Origin of the sequence: Sphingobacterium siyangense (assembly GCF_023277505.1) — a bacterium.
Classification (GTDB): Bacteria; Bacteroidota; Bacteroidia; order Sphingobacteriales; family Sphingobacteriaceae; genus Sphingobacterium; species Sphingobacterium siyangense.
On sequence record NZ_CP080574.1, the window covers coordinates 6,176,821 to 6,195,154 of the forward strand.

The 18,334-nt window shown below is 40.1% G+C and carries 16 protein-coding genes; 6 read left to right on the plus strand and 10 right to left on the minus strand.

All coding sequences use genetic code 11. The features are described from left to right. Positions 1-146 precede the first annotated feature (146 nt). Both K2F45_RS25875 and K2F45_RS25880 read left to right on the plus strand, forming a co-directional pair. Positions 147-1,418, plus strand: coding sequence for a hypothetical protein (locus tag K2F45_RS25875; RefSeq protein ID WP_248932690.1), 1,272 nt, complete (start codon positions 147-149; stop codon positions 1,416-1,418). Positions 1,419-1,441: 23 nt separating this feature from the next. After that, positions 1,442-3,136, plus strand: coding sequence for a HEPN domain-containing protein (locus K2F45_RS25880; protein ID WP_248932691.1), 1,695 nt, complete (start codon positions 1,442-1,444; stop codon positions 3,134-3,136). 43 nt (positions 3,137-3,179) lie between these two features. Here the strand turns inward: K2F45_RS25880 and K2F45_RS25885 are convergent, their stop codons facing one another. After that, positions 3,180-4,298 (minus strand): ATP-binding protein, encoded by a 1,119-nt coding sequence (locus tag K2F45_RS25885; RefSeq protein ID WP_248932692.1) that lies wholly within the window; start codon positions 4,296-4,298, stop codon positions 3,180-3,182. A 353-nt stretch (positions 4,299-4,651) separates the two neighbouring features. Here K2F45_RS25885 and K2F45_RS25890 point away from each other — a divergent pair, with 353 nt between their 5' ends. Next, the gene (locus K2F45_RS25890; RefSeq protein WP_248932693.1) at positions 4,652-4,882 is read left to right on the plus strand and encodes a hypothetical protein; all 231 of its coding nucleotides are present in this window, start codon (positions 4,652-4,654) and stop codon (positions 4,880-4,882) included. A 25-nt stretch (positions 4,883-4,907) separates the two neighbouring features. After that, positions 4,908-5,456: a YcxB family protein gene (locus K2F45_RS25895; protein WP_075994505.1), complete on the plus strand. Its 549-nt coding sequence runs from the start codon at positions 4,908-4,910 to the stop codon at positions 5,454-5,456. 19 nt (positions 5,457-5,475) lie between these two features. On the opposite strand, the gene K2F45_RS25900 is transcribed toward K2F45_RS25895, so the two are convergent. After that, a complete protein-coding gene (locus tag K2F45_RS25900) occupies positions 5,476-6,114 on the minus strand; it encodes an NAD-dependent epimerase/dehydratase family protein (RefSeq protein ID WP_248932694.1) in 639 nt (212 codons plus the stop codon). A 75-nt stretch (positions 6,115-6,189) separates the two neighbouring features. After that, positions 6,190-7,767, minus strand: a complete 1,578-nt coding sequence (locus tag K2F45_RS25905; RefSeq protein ID WP_248932695.1) for a Na+/H+ antiporter — start codon at positions 7,765-7,767, stop codon at positions 6,190-6,192. 173 nt (positions 7,768-7,940) lie between these two features. Here K2F45_RS25905 and K2F45_RS25910 point away from each other — a divergent pair, with 173 nt between their 5' ends. Together K2F45_RS25910 and K2F45_RS25915 are read left to right on the plus strand one after the other, a co-directional pair. Next, positions 7,941-8,312, plus strand: a complete 372-nt coding sequence (locus K2F45_RS25910) for a hypothetical protein (RefSeq protein ID WP_248932696.1) — start codon at positions 7,941-7,943, stop codon at positions 8,310-8,312. Positions 8,313-8,314: 2 nt separating this feature from the next. Continuing rightward, positions 8,315-9,730 carry an aminotransferase-like domain-containing protein gene (locus tag K2F45_RS25915; protein WP_248932697.1) on the plus strand — a complete coding sequence of 472 codons (1,416 nt, stop codon included), beginning with the start codon at positions 8,315-8,317 and terminating at the stop codon, positions 9,728-9,730. A gap of 232 nt (positions 9,731-9,962) precedes the next feature. Here K2F45_RS25915 and K2F45_RS25920 read toward each other — a convergent pair whose 3' ends face one another. The 7 genes from K2F45_RS25920 to K2F45_RS25950 form a co-directional block, all read right to left on the minus strand. Then, positions 9,963-11,606, minus strand: coding sequence for a PepSY-associated TM helix domain-containing protein (locus K2F45_RS25920; RefSeq protein ID WP_248932698.1), 1,644 nt, complete (start codon positions 11,604-11,606; stop codon positions 9,963-9,965). Positions 11,607-11,612: 6 nt separating this feature from the next. Then, entirely contained in the window at positions 11,613-11,891 is a 279-nt protein-coding gene (locus K2F45_RS25925; protein WP_145330364.1) for a hypothetical protein, read from the minus strand. A gap of 10 nt (positions 11,892-11,901) precedes the next feature. After that, a complete protein-coding gene (locus tag K2F45_RS25930; protein ID WP_075994512.1) occupies positions 11,902-12,234 on the minus strand; it encodes a hypothetical protein in 333 nt (110 codons plus the stop codon). Positions 12,235-12,263: 29 nt separating this feature from the next. Next, a complete protein-coding gene (locus tag K2F45_RS25935) occupies positions 12,264-14,678 on the minus strand; it encodes a TonB-dependent siderophore receptor (protein WP_248932699.1) in 2,415 nt (804 codons plus the stop codon). A gap of 115 nt (positions 14,679-14,793) precedes the next feature. After that, positions 14,794-15,510 (minus strand): DUF4198 domain-containing protein, encoded by a 717-nt coding sequence (locus K2F45_RS25940; protein WP_248932700.1) that lies wholly within the window; start codon positions 15,508-15,510, stop codon positions 14,794-14,796. Between the two features lie 387 nt (positions 15,511-15,897). Further along, positions 15,898-16,710: an MBL fold metallo-hydrolase gene (locus tag K2F45_RS25945; protein WP_075994515.1), complete on the minus strand. Its 813-nt coding sequence runs from the start codon at positions 16,708-16,710 to the stop codon at positions 15,898-15,900. Between the two features lie 76 nt (positions 16,711-16,786). Next, on the minus strand, positions 16,787-18,214 hold the full coding sequence (locus K2F45_RS25950) for an L-serine ammonia-lyase (RefSeq protein WP_075994516.1): 1,428 nt from the start codon (positions 18,212-18,214) through the stop codon (positions 16,787-16,789). Positions 18,215-18,334: the final 120 nt, after the last annotated feature.

Sequence of the window (18,334 nt, forward strand, 5' to 3'; positions counted from 1 at the left end):
AAATAGTTCTTAATTTAGTGTCAACGAAGACAATTATAAACTACTTTACAAACCAAAAAATTTATGAAACCAACAAGGCTTTAGATCAGTGCACAGATCGGTATATGCCCAAGTAGCAGTTTCATCAACTAAAAAAATATAATCTGATGAAAAATACGCAAAAGAAACTAAAAGCGAAACATTTTCGCTATTTAACCCAAGAATACATCGATGACCCGATGAAGTATCTTATAGAGTTTTTTGAAAGCGAAACATCCATACCTGACTGGTTAGCAGACCTAAATATGCTAATCAACGCGGCTTCAAACGCAAAGATGAACCCACCGCGTTCCTCTATCGGATATCTTACCAAAAAATTAATTGAACAGGTAGAATTGGCATATGTCATTTTTAGGAAATGTAACCTAAAAACAATAGAACAACCCCTGAAGTTCAACAAAGGCGTTTCAGACCACTGGAGTCAGCTATTAGCAACAGGCTCATCGGCACGTAATATTGATACTGCAGCAGACAGCATTAGCCGTTTTTTTTCATATGAGTCTTTACAACAATGGTACGACATTCTTGATGATTTATGGATAAGTTTAGGAGACAGAGATAACGGCTTTTTAGGCAATAACGGTCATGAAATACTTGCTGTAAAAGAATTCTTACTGTGTCTAGCGGCTTCTCTCGGAAAGATCTATGAAAATAAAATACTTCCAGACTATGTTAAAGAAAATCAAGAAGACATTGCAGATGAGCAGCGCCAACCCCAGCAATCTTTGGACGAAACAGAAGACGAAATACTTCACCCAAAAAAACGCATCATATCGCCTGAATGGCTTGCTTCCCAATCTTATTCCATCTCAGCATTAAAAGATTTCTTTGATAGAGACGATCTAAATGGCTGGCGAGAAGATATCCGATATTGGTACCAAACGGTCATCGACGAAAAAGAATTCTGGTCTGCTGATCATGAAAACAGTAAATTTTCGGGGGCAAATCTACTCTTTAACTATGCCTGTCTTTACGCCTTATTGGAGATGTTATCCAATAAATCTGAGGAATCCTCTAATCTACCAATCGGTATGGACAATTCATTTTCGATATTGCCCGAATGCCAATCAGTTTTGATTAGGCATGCAAAAGCGGAGATTATACTTTATTATGTATCGAATGAAGAACTAGACAATCCATTGTCAGCACTATTGGCAACAGTTAAAACATACGATCAACAAGAATGGAATGAAATCTTGTATGAATGGATCAACTATGGCCTCGCCAAAAACCGATATACCGGCGCCTATTCAGACTACAGTACACGAATTTACCAGACTATGATCAAAATAATAGAACTCGCCTATTTAACAGCTTTTTCTGAAGAGATAGAATCTCTCAATCAAAAACAAACAGCTCTTCTAGAAACAGAAATATAAAGCCCATTTATTCAATCCATATTATGAACACCGATATTAACCCTATTATCGAGGCAATCCTTCGTGCCGTTGCTGTCGATGAAATCTACCATTGGACTTTTGACCACGATAGTAAAAAGTATCAGATGCTACAGATTAATATAGCATCAAATACAGGAATGCGACATTCGGATCCCCGTAGCCTGATTAACAAAATCGTCAAAAACCGCCCATCAGACTTATATATCAAAGTGTGCCTTACGCACGAAGCACAAAAACAACTGGATCTCGGACAGGCTCGCACTTATCTTATCTACCAGCCTGAAAATCGCGTTTATCAAAATCCGGTGCAAGAAATCCCACTGATCTTTCCGAATTATACAGCTATGGAGATTATCGAAAAAACACGAACATATATCGATAAGGAAAAGGGCAAGATTCGATCTTTTATAGATGGCTACAATTTCTATTTCGAGCATAAAAATTATGCACACGCAGCCTTTATGCTACATCAGGCCATCGAACTATCCTTGAAAACCGCAGAACATATCCTTTTAAATGATGATCGAAAATCACATTCGCTTACAGGTAGTATGGGCTACCTTAAAACTTTTGACTCCAAACTGGCGAGACTAATCGACAACAAAGAAGAAAAACAAGCCTTAGCTAAAATCGATGAAGCTTATATTGGTTATCGTTATAATCAAGACTATTTTATCGATGAAGCTGTATTAGAAACAGGCTATCAAATTTTAATAAACACGTTAAACTGGATCTACGATTATTCCAATCTTTTATTCGAAGAAATTAAGTCAAAACTTAACCCAGTCCCAGCAGCTAACAACGAAGTCGAAAATTGCAAAAATAACAATGAAATATACAAACAAAACTATTGTAACGCCAATTATCGAGACCTCATTTTAAATGCTATAGAGCGCTATTGCACTCCTGCGCTGGTAGTATGTTTCGGTTATGATTCTGATCATCACAACTATCAGAATGCGCTCCGAAGAGCAAAAAATGATTGTATCACGCATGCCTACTATATTTTTGTCGCTTATGATATTTTAAGCGCCGAGATCAATAATATAACGCAGCTCATAACGGATTTGCTCCCCAACAATGTATCGCTTACGCTCGCCCCTGAAAACACCACCACTTTCAGCAAACAGCTTTCAAAGGGTCATCCCTTTTTTCTTTCGCTCCTGAAAGCTGGTGACATCTGGTTTCAGAATCCATCAATAGCAAATATCGATCTGGAAAGTATCGTTGCCCCACAGCTTAATCTGGATTATGTACATCAACAGTGGAAGACACGCTATAATAATGCGCGCACATTATATTTACCCTACGAGGAAGACTGGTCGTCAATAAGCATCGAGGCCTCATATTATATGCTATCGCAAGCGTTGGAGCAGGCTTGTCTCGGGGTAATCAATTCCGTCATCCAATACAAACCGCAACGTGTCAACCTGACTTTTCTAATGACACTCTGCAAATTGATAGTCCCTGATGCCTACGCAACATTCTGCCTTGACCATGAGGAACATTTCGCCGCTTTTAAGAATATTACGGAAGCACAGCAGGAATTTAGACATAATGCAAATTACAAAGGAGATCCACTAACAATCATAGAATTGCAACAACGCACAAAAACATTTATCGAAAAATGCAACAATGAGATGGAAATCTATTTTGAGAAAATTTACAGCCAACAGCTGCTCGAACAAGTTGAATAAAAGAGATTAAAACAGAAGCCTGAGCACCATGATTCAAATGCTATCAAAGACCAATAAACGTTCTAAAATTATCCCTTGAGATTACCTGAACATCTGCACTATATGCTTCTACAAAATTTGATGGTATTTTTGCTTTCGCCTTAGGATTCCATTTAAATTCGTAGCCAGTTATTTTACCATCCGCTTCTTCTACGTAATCAATTTCTTGCTGCTGTTTTGTTCGCCAAAAGTACTTATTAACAAAATGCCGGCTATAACTGTTATTTTTTAAGCGTTCTGAAATCAAAAAGTTCTCCCAAAGGGCACCCACATCATCTCTTAATTCAATTGGATTAAAGTTTTGTATCACAGCATTGCGGATTCCGTTGTCATAAAAATATATCTTTCGATTTGTCTTTATTTCATTACGCAGGTTTCGGCTAAAGGATGTCAGGGGAAATATAATGTAAGAAATTTCCAAGAGATGGATATAATTAGACACGGTGTTTTTATCAACTCCTGTCAGCTGGGCAATTTCATTATAACTAACTTCAGATCCGATTTGAAAAGCCAAAGCTTGAAGGATTTTTTCGAGAACTTCTGGCTTTTTTATATTCGCCAAGGCTAAAATATCCCGATATAAATAACTTTGAGAAATCTCATTGAGGACTTCCCGCTCTTCACCGCGGCTAGTTATCGATTCTGGGTAAAATCCATAAACCAATCTAGTTTCCAAATCGCCTGCAGCATTAAGAAAACCAGTATTATTCTCATATTCGGCATAGGAAATAGGAAATAGATTGAACTCTCTCTTACGTCCTGTCAATGGTTCATGTGTATGCGTTTTCAGCTCAAGAGCCGAGGATCCGCTTAGAATAAGCTGCACATCTTTAAATTGATCGTGTATAATTTTTGCCGTTAAACCAATATTTTCGATGCGCTGTGCTTCATCAATAAATACCACTTTAGCTTGACCAATAATTGTTTCAATCTCTTTTGTATTAGGGTTATTTAGATAAGTCCTTATCAAGGGATCATCTCCATCCAAAAACAAATAATCGTCACCAGAGAGTATCTCTTTGATCAGTGTAGTTTTACCTACTTGCCGCGGACCAATTAATAGGATAGTTTTTCCTTTAAAAAGTGCTTGCTCCAAATTATTTTTGATTAATCGCTGTATCATAACCCATTTTATATTCACCAAAAATAATGCTTTTTGGTGAGTATATTCACCAAAAAGCATTACTTTTGGTGAATTGAAATTTTATAAAACTTTTTTTATAAAATCTAATATTGCTTTAAATGCGATTGAAGCCACAAAAAATCCATCAGTTGCAGCCTTTAAGAACTCCGCTAACATTTATCGAAAAGTGTAACAGCGAAATGGAAATCTATTTTGAAAAAATTTACAGCCAAACGCTAGTCAAACAAGTTGAATAGAAAGCATATTACAAAGTAACAAAGCCAATTACAATTATGTCAAATAATTTGCAAATAATCGGAATAATTCCGGTTATTATATAAATATTTAACAAAATGGATATTAAACAGGCTTTAGAAAATTACGCAGAAATACCTATTACGCGACAAATAGCCTTGTCCATTCTTAAGGATTACAAGCGCCCCAACGACAAAATAAATACAGTGAATATGCATAGTGTGAAAGAAGATATTGTAAGATTTATTCCCGATCATACTGTTCTCGATATCTGGAGTCAGGAGTATTTTTCAAAATTAATTCAATACCTCAAATTTGACAGGGCCTAATCCAAAAATTTGATATTTTTATCTTATGAAAGAACTGAAACTAACACTTTCCGAACAAGATCAATTGGAAGCCATACTTTTTAGCATGTCCAAATCTCCACAGATCATCAAAGCCCGTAAAAATGCCCGCTTACTTTTCTTGTTGTTGATGCTGATCCTCGCAGTTCCTTTCTTTTATTATGAAAAATTTCTGGCAATTCTAATTATCCTTGTCGGCCTACTCGCGTTCCTATTTTTTCAAAAATACCTGGGAATATACTATAAGAGATACGGCACCAGATATGTCAGGAGCCAAGAGTTCAAAAACCGCATCGACCTTGTCCATACCATCACTTTTGAAGATGATCATCTGGAAATCAAAAGTGATCAAATGGAAGCTAAATATCAATTCAACCAATTTGAATATATAACGGAAACGTCCTCGGCTTTTTTTATAAAATTAAAAATGGCTGACCAATTATTTTTTCCAAAAAATCAACTATCAGAAATCGCTGAATTCAACGTTTTCCTGCAGCAACTTTGTCAGCGTCTTCAAATAGACTATCGGGAAGAACTAAACTGGAAATGGGCATAACCATAACATCCCGAACGGTTTAAGCCAAAGCGCGAATATCTTTAACCTCCAATATATTCTTAACACCATCTCTTTCCACTGCATGTATCATCGCCCTTCCGACCTCATGCAAGGATAGTACTGCCGAAGGGGCAAAAAACTTGATGATTTTGGCCACAAAAGCAAAGGGATTGGCATGCTTTTGCCCTGCAACAGTCGTCATTGCCCCCGGTCTAAAGTTATACTCCTTTTTGAACGGTAATTTGGCCAGATCATTCTCTGTCTTACCCTTAACCCTAGCCCACATCACCTTGCCTTGCTCCGTGCTATCGGTGCTTCCTCCGGACACATAAATAAAATTGATCTCCGGATTAATTTCCAGCAGGGACTTTGCAAAAGCTAGTGTCGTATCATACGTAATATAACGGTACTTGTCTTCTTTCATTCCTACAGAACTTACACCTGCACAGTAAAAGCAGGCATCATATCCTGCAATCGCATCTCTAAATAGCGAAAGTTTAGTAAAGTCTTCAACCAAAAGTTCCTTCAATTTAGGATGTTGAATTGCCGCGGTACGACGCGAAATGCTCAGCACAGCTGTTACCTTTTCGTTTTGGAGGCATTCCAGCAAAACGCCTTCGCCAACCATTCCGGTGGCTCCTGTTATGATTACTTTCATATTTTATCGTGGCTCCTTTGGAGCCTTTTGTTATACAAGTATTATTCTCGTCGGTCGCTTTACACAACTACATGGTTAGATCCGCCGCAATCGCTCTTCTTCCAAGTCGAGTTGATATAACTGCGAACGAACAATCCCCTCATCAATGGTCGACTCACAGTTTAGCTTCTGAAGATACTCCCGTTGCACATCCAAAAGCTCCATAAATATCACTTTCGTTTTTTCGTTCATCCAGGAATCATCCGCCGCATTCACCTTTTCCTCCCAATGTTTCAAAATACGGTCCATAACATCGCGATTATGCAGCTCTTTCTCATGTTTATCTTTTAGAAATTGGTAAACGTGATGTTTTAACCCTTGCTTCATGCGAGTACGAACCAGCTCTTCGGGCTCTTCTTCAAAAGTTTCAAACAGCCTGGTCCTTTTGATCAAGTAGGGCAAGGTAAGTCCTTGTATCAAGAGCGTGGATAAGATCACCACAAAGGTGATAAATAAGATCAGGTTTCGCTGCGGAACAGCCATACCGTTCATAACAACAGGAATAGATAATGCTGCTGCCAGTGATACAACCCCGCGCATGCCGGTCCAGCCCAACAAAAGGGGTATTAGAAAACGCTGTTTAGGGGACCTTGACCTTGGCGCGACAGCAGGACGGAAAATTAGGGTAGCAATCATTGCCGCATACGAGCTGATGATACGGGCAAGAATCAATACTGCCGTTACCAAAAGACCGTACCCTATAGCTTCCCGCAGCGAAGTTCCATTGGATCGCAGACCGTCTACAATCTCCGGAAGATCCAATCCAATAATAAAAAATACAATACCATTTAAGATAAATACAAAGCTCTCCCAGACACTCAGACCACGTACCCGACTCGTACTATTGAGAAATGTCAACCGCTGACCGGACATCAAAAGGCCTCCAGCAACAACAGCCAACACACCTGAACTATGGAATTGCTCCGCAATCCAATACATAAAGTAGGGTTCAATCAAGGTAAGTGCAATGTCCGACGGTGCATCGGTCGGCAGGCGTTTGTGTGCCTGTATAAAGAACCAACCCAATAATAAGCCAATACCCACGCCACCGACAAGCATCCAGATAAAGGATACCGCTGCTTGTCCCCATATAAATTGCCCCGTCCCAACGGCAATAAGGGCAAAACGGACAATGATCAAGGAAGAAGCATCATTTAATAGACTTTCGCCTTCCAAGATAGCAGAAGTGGCTTTGGGAACTTTAACAAATTTCATAATTGCCCCCGTACTGACGGCATCCGGCGGTGACACAATGCCCCCCAACAGAAAACCCAGTGCTAGTGTAAACCCCGGTATATAATAATTGGCAACCACCGCAACGGAAAGTGCGGTAAAGAATACAACCAAGAAGGCAAAACTCCCTATAATACGCCACCATTTCTTCATCTCCTTAAACGAAATAGACCAAGAGGCCTCGCAGAGCAGTGGTGGTAGAAAAATGAGGAAGATGACATCCGGATCAATCGTCACTACGGGCAAAGTGGGAATAAAACTGATCAATAGCCCCGCCAGAACTAAGAGAATGGGATAGGCTATCCGTAGTTTGGTGGCCCACATTTCGATCAATACGATGATCGCGATCATCGCAATAAATAAAGGAAACAAGCTATGCATACGAGTTCATAATTTATGGATCCAGAGATATCCTTTTCCTAGTGTAAAGATCTCAAATGGAAATTAAAAAAACTCATGGTCATCTTATTTTTTTCTGTACCCTTATTTTAACAGCACTCTGTACCTAAACAGCATCCTGTACCCTTCTTAAATTAGCAAAAAGATTTATTCTTATGGCGACAACTGCAAATCAACCGTATCTGATCAGACAAGTGGATCTTTCTGATTTAGCGCTTATCAAAGAAATACTCAACAAAAAACAACTGGATACAGACTCCATAGGCATGCCTTTTATGGCACTCGATCAATGTAATCAATTAACAGCTTTTTCGTCCGTAACGATCTGCAAAAAAAATCTGTTATCGATCGAAATTACTTATGAAGCGCCTATTTCGGACACGCTCTTCAAAGTATTTACGGACAAAGCACAATCCTTCTTCGAGCACCAGTTGATTGATCTATTTGGTTCGGAAGAAATGCTCAGAAAAGGAATCCATCGATATAACAACTGGTTAAATCAAAACAGAAACAGTAAATTAGCATAAGCATGGAGCAGCAACTGTTATATAAGAAAATAGCCAATATTGTTGAGAGCCAGATCAAAAATGGCTCTTTGGTCTATGGAGATCGTTTACCCTCTGTCCGGAGTGCTCAGAAGCTATACAATGTAAGTTTAAATACAGCAAAAAGCGCCTATATGGAATTAGAGAGTAGATCTCTCATTGAGTCACGACCAAAATCAGGCTATTTCGTTAGTCGGTCGGGGCTTCGTCGGATGGCTATTCCGTCTATTTCCACGTTTAAAATCGACGAAAAGAAACAAGATCCTGCAGCATTGATCGATAAAGTTTTTCACTCCCTGGAAGACAAGGAAATTACACGCTTTTCACTGGGTTTACCCAGTGCATCATTACTTCCGATTCAGAAACTCAATAGATGCATTATAGAGTCGGTTCATGAACTGCATGATTACGGTGATCAATACGGACAGGTACAGGGAAGTCCAAGCTTACGGAAAGAAATTGCCAAATGGTCACTGGTACTTGAAGGAAAAATAAGTGATGAGGATCTTATTATCACCTCGGGAGCCATGAATGCGATCTACAGCTGCCTTCGGGCTGTCACTAAGCCCGGCGACACCATCGCGGTGGAAAGCCCCCTTTATTTTGGTTTTATTCAGGCCTTTCAACTACTGGGGCTCAAAACCATCGAGATCCCGACCCACCCTATTACGGGAATTGAATTAGATGCCCTGAAAAAAGTTATTCATAAAATTGATGTCTGTTGCTTCGTTACCAACTTTAGCAATCCACTGGGCGCGCTCATGCCCGAGGAGCATAAAAAGGAACTGGTCAAACTGCTCGCACACCACCATATTCCATTGATTGAAGACGACCTGTATGGAAACATCTATTTCGGTTCGTCACGGCCCAAGCCATGCAAATATTTTGATGAAGAGGGACTGGTGATGTGGTGCGGATCATTTACCAAAGTGTTGGCGCCAAGTTTTCGAATCGGATGGGTTGAGCCCGGGCAATACAAGGATAAAATCCTAAAACAAAAACTCATACAGACGATTTCGCAGCCCGCAATTTACCAGGAAGCCATTGCCAAGTTCCTACAGATCGGACGTTATGACCACCACCTCAATAGTTTAAGGCAAAAGTTGCACAGCAATTATATCAATTTCAGAAACAGCATTGAGGCCCATTTTCCAGAAAACACAAAAATGTCACAGCCTGAGGGTGGGTTTGTACTTTGGCTAGAGATGGACCCTAAAATAGACTCGACCCTGCTCTACGATTATGCCCTTAGGCAAAAGTTGAGTTTTGCTCCAGGAAGGATGTTTACGCAGCATGATCAGTTTAAGAACTGTATTCGGCTCAACTATGCCGTGGACTGGAACGAAAAGACTGCACAGGATCTGATGCGCCTTGGGCGATTTTTCAAAGCCGTACGCTAAGAAAGCCGTACTCCAAGTAAATCAATCCCAGTCTATTTCATCAACCTGAATGGGAGGAGGAATATCATTGGGGACCTTCTTTGGAAAAATTACCACTTTTCCATCAAGGATCAACATGGCATCAAAGATTTTTCCCAAGCCTTACCCTATAAACGTTCCAAGGGCACCTTGTGGGCGCCCTTGGAATTAAGAAACGAAGTATACTTACTTCGCAGAGAGAAAAGAATCTTTGTTAACGAATAGTCTCAAAGAATTTTTTAGTCTTGTTAAACGCGATTACACCAATAATACCGATCATAAGCCATAGAAAGTCGACGACAAAAATATCCCGCTGTCCATTGCGAAATGTATCCCAAATCCAGTTACCAGTTATAAATCCATTGACAAGCGGAATAAAAAATGCCAATATACTGCCAACCAGCAATGTCTCACGATTGGTTCTTCGGATGCTTCTCCTGATAATATAATACAGTGAAAATACGAGCCAACTATAGAAATACACACGGTAAATAAAATCCTGATTAACCTCTGGGCTCAATTTAATGGCAATAAAAGTCAATGCTGTGACAGGCAGCATCGTCAGACATATTGCCGTGAAGATATTGGCCGCCCAGAAATTGAATTTTCGCTTTCGTGGAATTACGTTGTTTTTGTCACGTGCTACCAGCCAGATTAATATACCAGAGATAATGACCAAACAGCCCATAACTCCTAAAATAAAGTATACCATCTTAAGCGGATAACCGCCATAATCACCGTAATGCAGGCGGTATAAAAGACTGCGGACACCATCGGCATAAGTAGCATCACTGATCGGGGATTTTTCGGCCACAATTTTATTGTCGATAGCTCTCACAGACAATATACCGGATCCAGCAAAGCTCTTATTAAACTGCGGATCCAGCTCCATGACAACATGCATATTGGAATCTGCATAGTTTTTGATCGTAATGCGCTGAAAATCGGATTCAGGCCATTTATATTTTGCCAGATCCAAAAATGGAGCAATCTTAATGTCTGCTTTTAAAGGTTTGTAGGTATAAGGAAAATCGGTCTCGGCACTAACCCCCATCTCCTGATACATTTTTTGTTGATCACCATCATACAACAACTTGCTCAGCGGCAAAGCCAGGACAGAATTAATGATCAAAAACGTACCTGTTACCGCAAAGATAAATTGAAACGGAAAACCGATAACACCCAATGCCGTATGCATATCGGTCCATACCGTTTTCCATTTACTGAACGGTCGGAACACGAAGAAATTTGAGACGATCTTGTCCCAATGCAGCAATAATCCTGTAATAAGAGCAAATAGGAAAATAAAAGCGGTAATTCCAGCAATAAGATAACCAAAGGGAGCTATACCTACCCTAATGGGTACCTGATTGAGCTGAGCCATGAAGTGTAAGCGGAACAGAAATTCGCCCATATCGTAATTTTGCGTATAGTCACCTGACTTCTTATTTGCAAAATTATAGGTAAAGTTCTTTGAATCATCATCTCCACCTCTTCTGCGGCCCTTCTGTTTTGCTGCTTTCTGTTCAGGCGTTACCTTTGCTAGATTTTCTTTGTTGAGGATGCTATCGTTAGATGCACTCAAGCCCACATAGGCTGAGGTCCCTTCCCGGTGCATATAAAACGTGATATCGCGTCCATGCAAATTTGTTTGTCCTTTGAGTGAATCGAGCAAACGATCAAAGTTTTGGTGATCTTCGCGATAGGTCTTATAGGACGTATTATTCTGCCAGGCAGCGATTTCATTCCTAAAAAATGCAAATGATCCCGCAAAAAATATCACATACAGGATGGCGCAAATAATAATGCCACTAATGGTATGCGTATTGAAATAGATATTATAATTTCGGTTATTCATGGTCAATTACATTTTGAAAAAATAAGGCAGCGAAAAAACTGCAGCCAAGAGTAAGTATAGTCCCCATATTTTCCATCCGTTCTTTGCAAGGAAAGCAAACAGTAAGAGTACTGCCCATAGGAGATAGCCCGTGAAGCAAGCCGTGACAACAACATCCTTTTTCTCAAAAATATGTGTGACCAAGACGTGAAAAGAGAGCATGACAACATAACCACCGATAAATCCGGCTGTAATTTTCAGAAATCGCTGAAAGGGCGTACTGAGGTATTTTTTATTAGCAGGCATATTTAATCGGTTAGGAAATCAATAATTCAACACAAAGGCTAAATACATACAATCCCACAATTGGGTATAATTTGAAATAGCGATAAGGATTCAATAGCACCACGAGACACATCATGCACATGAAATAGGCGAAAAATGCAAAAAAGCCCGCGCCAAATCCTTGCATATAGAGAACAGTGCCAAATGGAAAGAGCAGCAGCAATATGCTCAAAGTGCGCACAAACTTAGTTTGTGCGCACAGTTTTTCCAGCCATTGTGGCCTAGGGCCAAATTTCACCTTTTTGCTCGTGTTGTAAAAAAGGTATGCTCCAAAGAGTATAACGATTAGTAATGTACTATACATCGATTCTATAATTTATCGAGATCGTTTATTTAAAACTTATAGGTAACCCCCATACGGAAATTACGTCTAGCTTCTACGATATAGGTGTAATAACTAACACTTTCTGTAACACTCGCATTTTTTGCAGTTGTCGAACCTGAGGTCAGCAACTTCCTGTTATCTAACAAGTTATTTACCATCACAGAAATACTATATTTCCCACTTTGATAGCTGATTCCACCATCCGTTCTTATATAATTCTTAAAGTTACTTTCTTTTGTCGTACCAATAGCACGATCGAACATTCCCTGAACGCTACCTGTTAGCCCCAGTCCTTTCAATGGTCCCTGCTGCAAACGGTAGGTTAACCAAGCATTTGCAGTGTGTTTCGCTGTATTCGGTGTGATATTTCCGATATTTTCTTCTTTTCCATCTTTCGATATTTTGGAATCTGTCAATGCATAGTTGGCATTAACATTTAATCCCTTGACAATTTCACCCGTAATATCGAACTCTATCCCCTTACTTGTCGTTTCGCCAAGGGCGATTTTAAAGAAACTATTACCACCTGCAATTGGATGGTCCAGATCATCTGTTAAAGCATTCTTACGTTTGATCTGGTATGCACTCAACGTAGAAATCCATTTTCCATTACCCCACTCTTTCTTAATACCTGCCTCTAGATCATTACCTCTGACGGGCTTAAAAGCATTTCCTTCCCAATCGGTACCAGCCTGCGGAACAAAAGACTGGTCAAATAATCCATACACACTTGTTGATTTGTCTATGGAATAACTTAATCCAACACGTGGTGTAAATGCTTTATCCGTCCGATCCGCTACAGCCGTTTTCCCTACAGTTTGGGCTATTGTATAACGTAAGCCTAAAGACAAACGTAGTTTTTCTTCCAAAAATGCCATTTCATCATGTACATACAAAGACGAATACGATACCGAGTTAACATAATTTTGTCCCCCTGCCCTTACTTTAATACTTTTGGATCTGTCGGGATTAGGTATTGCCGCTTCCGCGATTCCATAAACAGGATTATAGACATTCAATGGTTTTGTGACCAATGTATCTTTTGCCAGTGCCGAAAAATCACCCCAGAATTTTTTAGTACCAAAGTCAGCACCAGCCAAAATACGATGACGAACGCTACCGGTATATTCTTCTCCTGTAAACGAGAATTGGCCAAATTTGTTTTCCCCTGCTTCATCAGCCATATTATAGGTTCGAGACATGTCACCGTTGGCACGCATCGCACCCACCCACGAACTGGTAGCGATCATTTTAAAATTAAAATAAGCAAGCTGCCCATGGAAATTCCATTTAGAATTTAGTTTTCGATCAAAATATACGTATGCACTATGATCTTTGATTTTATTTGGCGCAAATGAAGGATCTCCTGCAAAAAAATCATTTGAAATACCTGGATCGGCGAATCCTTTTGGCGAAAATGCATAATTACCATTTGACAAGTAGGTAGAACCTTGATAGGTATATTCAAATGTCAATGAAGTTAATGAATCCATCTTGTAAGTCACGACAGGAGCAATCACAATACGGTCACTATAGTTATATTTTGTATAGAAATCCTTCTGTTGACCAGCTACATTCAGACGGTAAAGTAGCTTTCCATCTTTCCGCAATTTACCATCTAAATCAAGAGCAGCACGATACGTACTAAAACTACCTGTATTCAGCGTCACAGATCCCTTGGTATTTCCTGTCGGTTTTTTAGTTACGACATTATAAAACCCGCCAGGTTCACCGTTTGCAAGCATAAAACCCGCAGGCCCCTTTACAAACTCGATCCGCTCAATCATACTCGCGTCTTCGGCTGTAGGTCCCCAAGAAGCTTCGATATTCATCCCGTTACGGAATGCTGGGATCTTAGAGCCACGCATACGTATATTGGCATATTGGTTGTCCCAATGGCCTTGACGTGTAGCCCCGCTAATATTACGCGTAATACCATCCACAATATCAAAAACTTGCTGATCGGCCATTAAATCAGAAGAAATAACCTGTATATTTTGAGGTAACTCTAAGATTGGTGTTTTAAGACGTAACGATCCGGAGATACTGTCAAACTTATAATGCTCATAGTATTTACCATAAACCGCAACTTCGTCGATGGCCTGCGATTGGTCTTTTACGATGATGGGCCCAAGGTTTGTCACCTCATCTTTTGCATTCACCTCCATCGTATGCTTACTATAACCAATCGCCTTAATCTCAATATGATAAGTTTTGGATGAAAGCTTATGAAAAGCGAAATGCCCCTCATTATCGGTACTGGTGGTCGTACCCGTGTTGGTTAATTTTACTGTCGCCCCTGTGATCGGTTCAGATTTTTCATTGATAAGAATTCCCTCAATTATTTTGTTCGTCTGTGCCTGTGCAACAGAGAAAACCGAACTAATCATAGGAATAGCCAGAAAGGATAAAGTTTTATTCATGAATGTAGTGTGGTAGATGTTTTTTATAGTAGATATTCTTTTTTTGCAAGGATCCATTGGTGTTTCCATCGTTTCAGATGGACCCTTTACTATTTTGTCTGCGCTGTATCTGCAGTTATTTGATGGTAATAAAAGTTGTACTTCCCTGCCATGCCGAAGCATAGGGTTTTCCTTCATGTTCACCTGCTGTCTCAGCAAACGTACTTGCTTCCAAAACGTATGGCCCCGACCAAATTGCATCAAATTTCAGGATACCATTCTCGTCCGCAACAAACTCTTTTCCCCAACCAGTAGCCGAAAAAACAGAAACTTTGGCCTGAGGCACAACTTTGCCAAAGCTGGTGATCTTTGCTTGTACGCTTTGTCCTTTTTTTGCGTTAGCCGCACCAAGCAACTCAATCTGCAATGGGCTTTTTACGGCCGTATAATCAAGTGTTGCAGACTTTCCTACGACAACAGGTACTAAGGAAGAAAATTCATACTTCGTTTTGCCGCCGAGATCTTTAGGTGCTTTAACTATTGACAGGAAATAGGTTCCTGCTGCTGTAGGTTGAAATGAACCGCTAAAGTGATCACCTTTATTCGTCAACTGAATCTTGACAGGCTCCTTTCCAGGGGCATGCAACATTAATGAGAAGTCCTTCACGTCGGAGTACCATTTGTCGATCTGATCTCTTTCATTCGTTGCAAACTCACCGTAATATACCTTGACTTCATGGGATTGGTTTAACGTCCCATAAGAAGATGATTCAATCCAAAGGGCATGTGCATGACTGGTATGACTACACAGTAATACCGCAAGAAATGTAAAAAATGAAATTAAAATTTTCATAATATGTTGATTGATGTTTAGTTTTCTTCAACTTATTATGGGAGAATTTGCTGGTTTAAGCGAGCTCTACAACGAATAAAACAATAAAATTCGTTATCTTGCAAGTTCTTCCATATCGTATATCGGGAGTAACTGACACAGCGTGCTGTTTCAGTCACCTACATTCAGTTGCCGCTGTATGTAGATTTACGCCATGTGATAGATTGCCGTCTATTACATGGTGTTTTTGTTTCTCTTTGTCCAAGTAAGCATACCATGAGTTATTTAGACTGATTAAAAACAAAGCAAATATAATAGGAAATCTTTTTAAATCAACTAATTTTTTTATTTTACAGTATTCTTACGCTTTAGTTGAAGACATAAAACGAACAAAAAGAGCATTTTAAACTAGGAAGAGAGTGCAGAAGGAATTGAAAAAGCTGTTACATGATTCTCTAGCACAACTTTCAGGTCGAATAATTCTGTTTCCTGATAGCGTGTTGCTACATGAAGCTGGATACGTTCGCAGTGTGGTTCGAAAGTTTGCTGCACCAGATCGACCGTATTATTCTCACCGGAGAGGTGAGTTAAGATAAGATGTTTAAGGCGATCGGTTTTATAAGCGTTAAACAGTTCGACGGCAACACGATTTGAAAGGTGTCCCCAACCACTGCTGATCCGGTTTTTCAGAAAATACGAATAGCGTCCTGTACGCAACATCTCCTCATCGTAATTTGATTCCAGAAGCAATACATCCGAATGCTGAATAACATGCTGTACATTTTCACAAGGCCGTCCTATATCCGTCAATACCCCGATATTGTATGTTCCATCTGAAACAAGGAAACTACAGGGTTCTTTGGCATCGTGATATTTGGGAATACCATACACCTTGAGACCTCCAATTTCAACGACTTCGTCCGGAGAGATTATATGGACCAAATGGGATGGAAGATGCAATCGGGTACCATCGTAACTCCCCTTGGTGATATAAACCGGTAGATTATATTTTTTGGCAAATACTGATAGGCCTCTGATATGATCAGAATGTTCATGGGTAATGAAAATTGCTTTGATCTGAGTCGGTAAAAGCCCCAGATTGTACATCCGAAGGTGTATATGTTTGCTGTTGATTCCAGCATCTATCAAAATAGCAGAATCATCTTTAGCCACATAATAACAGTTTCCATTACTTCCGGAGGCGATTGCACAATATTTCATTCGTTTACGCTATTTATAAGAATATATCTATTTTACCGCGTCAAAGATACGAAAAACGAGAAAACTCAGACAGTCATTAACATTCCGGCAAACTCAATGGAATATTGACGGCAAGTCCACCGTCTGCTGTTTCTTTATATTTAGCATTCATATCCAAAGCGGTCTCCCACATCGTCTTAACCACAGTATCCAGGCTCACTTTTGCCTTATCTGGGTTCGATTGCAGTGCTAACTGCGCAGCAGTAATTGCCTTAATGGCTCCCATAGTATTACGCTCAATACATGGAATCTGAACCAATCCACCAATTGGATCACATGTTAATCCAAGATGATGTTCCATCGCAATCTCGGCAGCCATCAGAACCTGACGCTGCGATCCACCCAACACTTCTGTCAGCGCTCCGGCAGCCATCGCTGAGGAAACGCCAATCTCCGCTTGACAGCCACCCATTGCAGCAGAGATCGTTGCATTTTTCTTAAAGATCGAACCGATTTCAGATGCTGTAAGAATAAATTGGATAATTTTGTTCTCACGCATTCCGTCGTGGAAAGTAATATAATATTGCAATACAGCCGGGATAACGCCCGAAGCTCCATTGGTAGGCGCTGTAACCACGCGTCCGAAAGAGGCGTTTTCTTCATTTACGGCAAGTGCAAAACAACTTACCCAATCAAGAATATATTGGAAGTTTTGGCCGCCCTCACGAATGGCCGCTATCCAGGACTCGTAATCTTGATAACTGCGTCCCTGCATTAATTTCTTATTTAGTTTGGCTGCTCTACGTTCAACATTTAAGCCCCCAGGTAATGTTCCGCCTGTATGACAGCCCCGGTAGATACATTCGTGTATTGTTTTATAAATATTCAATACGCCTGCTACGGTTTCACTTTCTTCACGCCATGCACATTCATTTTCAAGGACCAGCTCAGAGATTTTCAGCCCTGTTTTCATCGTCCAATGCAAGAGTTCGTGTGCAGTATCCACAGGGAATGGAAGATCTACTTCAGACAGGACGCTTTCCGTATCATTTTCTTGGACCACAAAACCGCCACCTATAGAATAATAAGTTTCGGTAATCGCCCTACCACTGGATAGGAAGGCCTGAAAGGTAACGGCATTGGGATGAAAAGGTAAGCTTTCGGCATATAGAAACAGGAGGTCTTCCTGGTAAGAAAAAGGAATCGTCCGTTCGCCAGCGACTTCCAGTTCACCGACCGCCTTGATATGTTCGACTTTGGGTGTCACTCTATTGACATCAAAGGTAACCGGATCATCTCCACTTAGCCCCAGTAGAACAGCAATATCAGTACCGTGCCCGGCACCGGTTTTTGCCAAAGAACCATATAGCAGAATTTTGACTTGTTCGACTTCATGCAATAGGCCTTTTGACTTGAGCACAGCGGTAAATTGCTGGGCTGCACGCCAAGGTCCTAAGGTATGCGAACTCGAGGGGCCGATACCAATCTTAAACATGTCAAAAACGGATATTTGTTCTTTGCTCATAATCTTTTTTATTGCGGTTAGCTGATCAAGCTATTGCTTTTGTGAAAACCGCATCTAAATTAGTACAAATAAAGTACAATGTTACCTGTATTTGCATTATTATCAATTTGAAAACCAAGC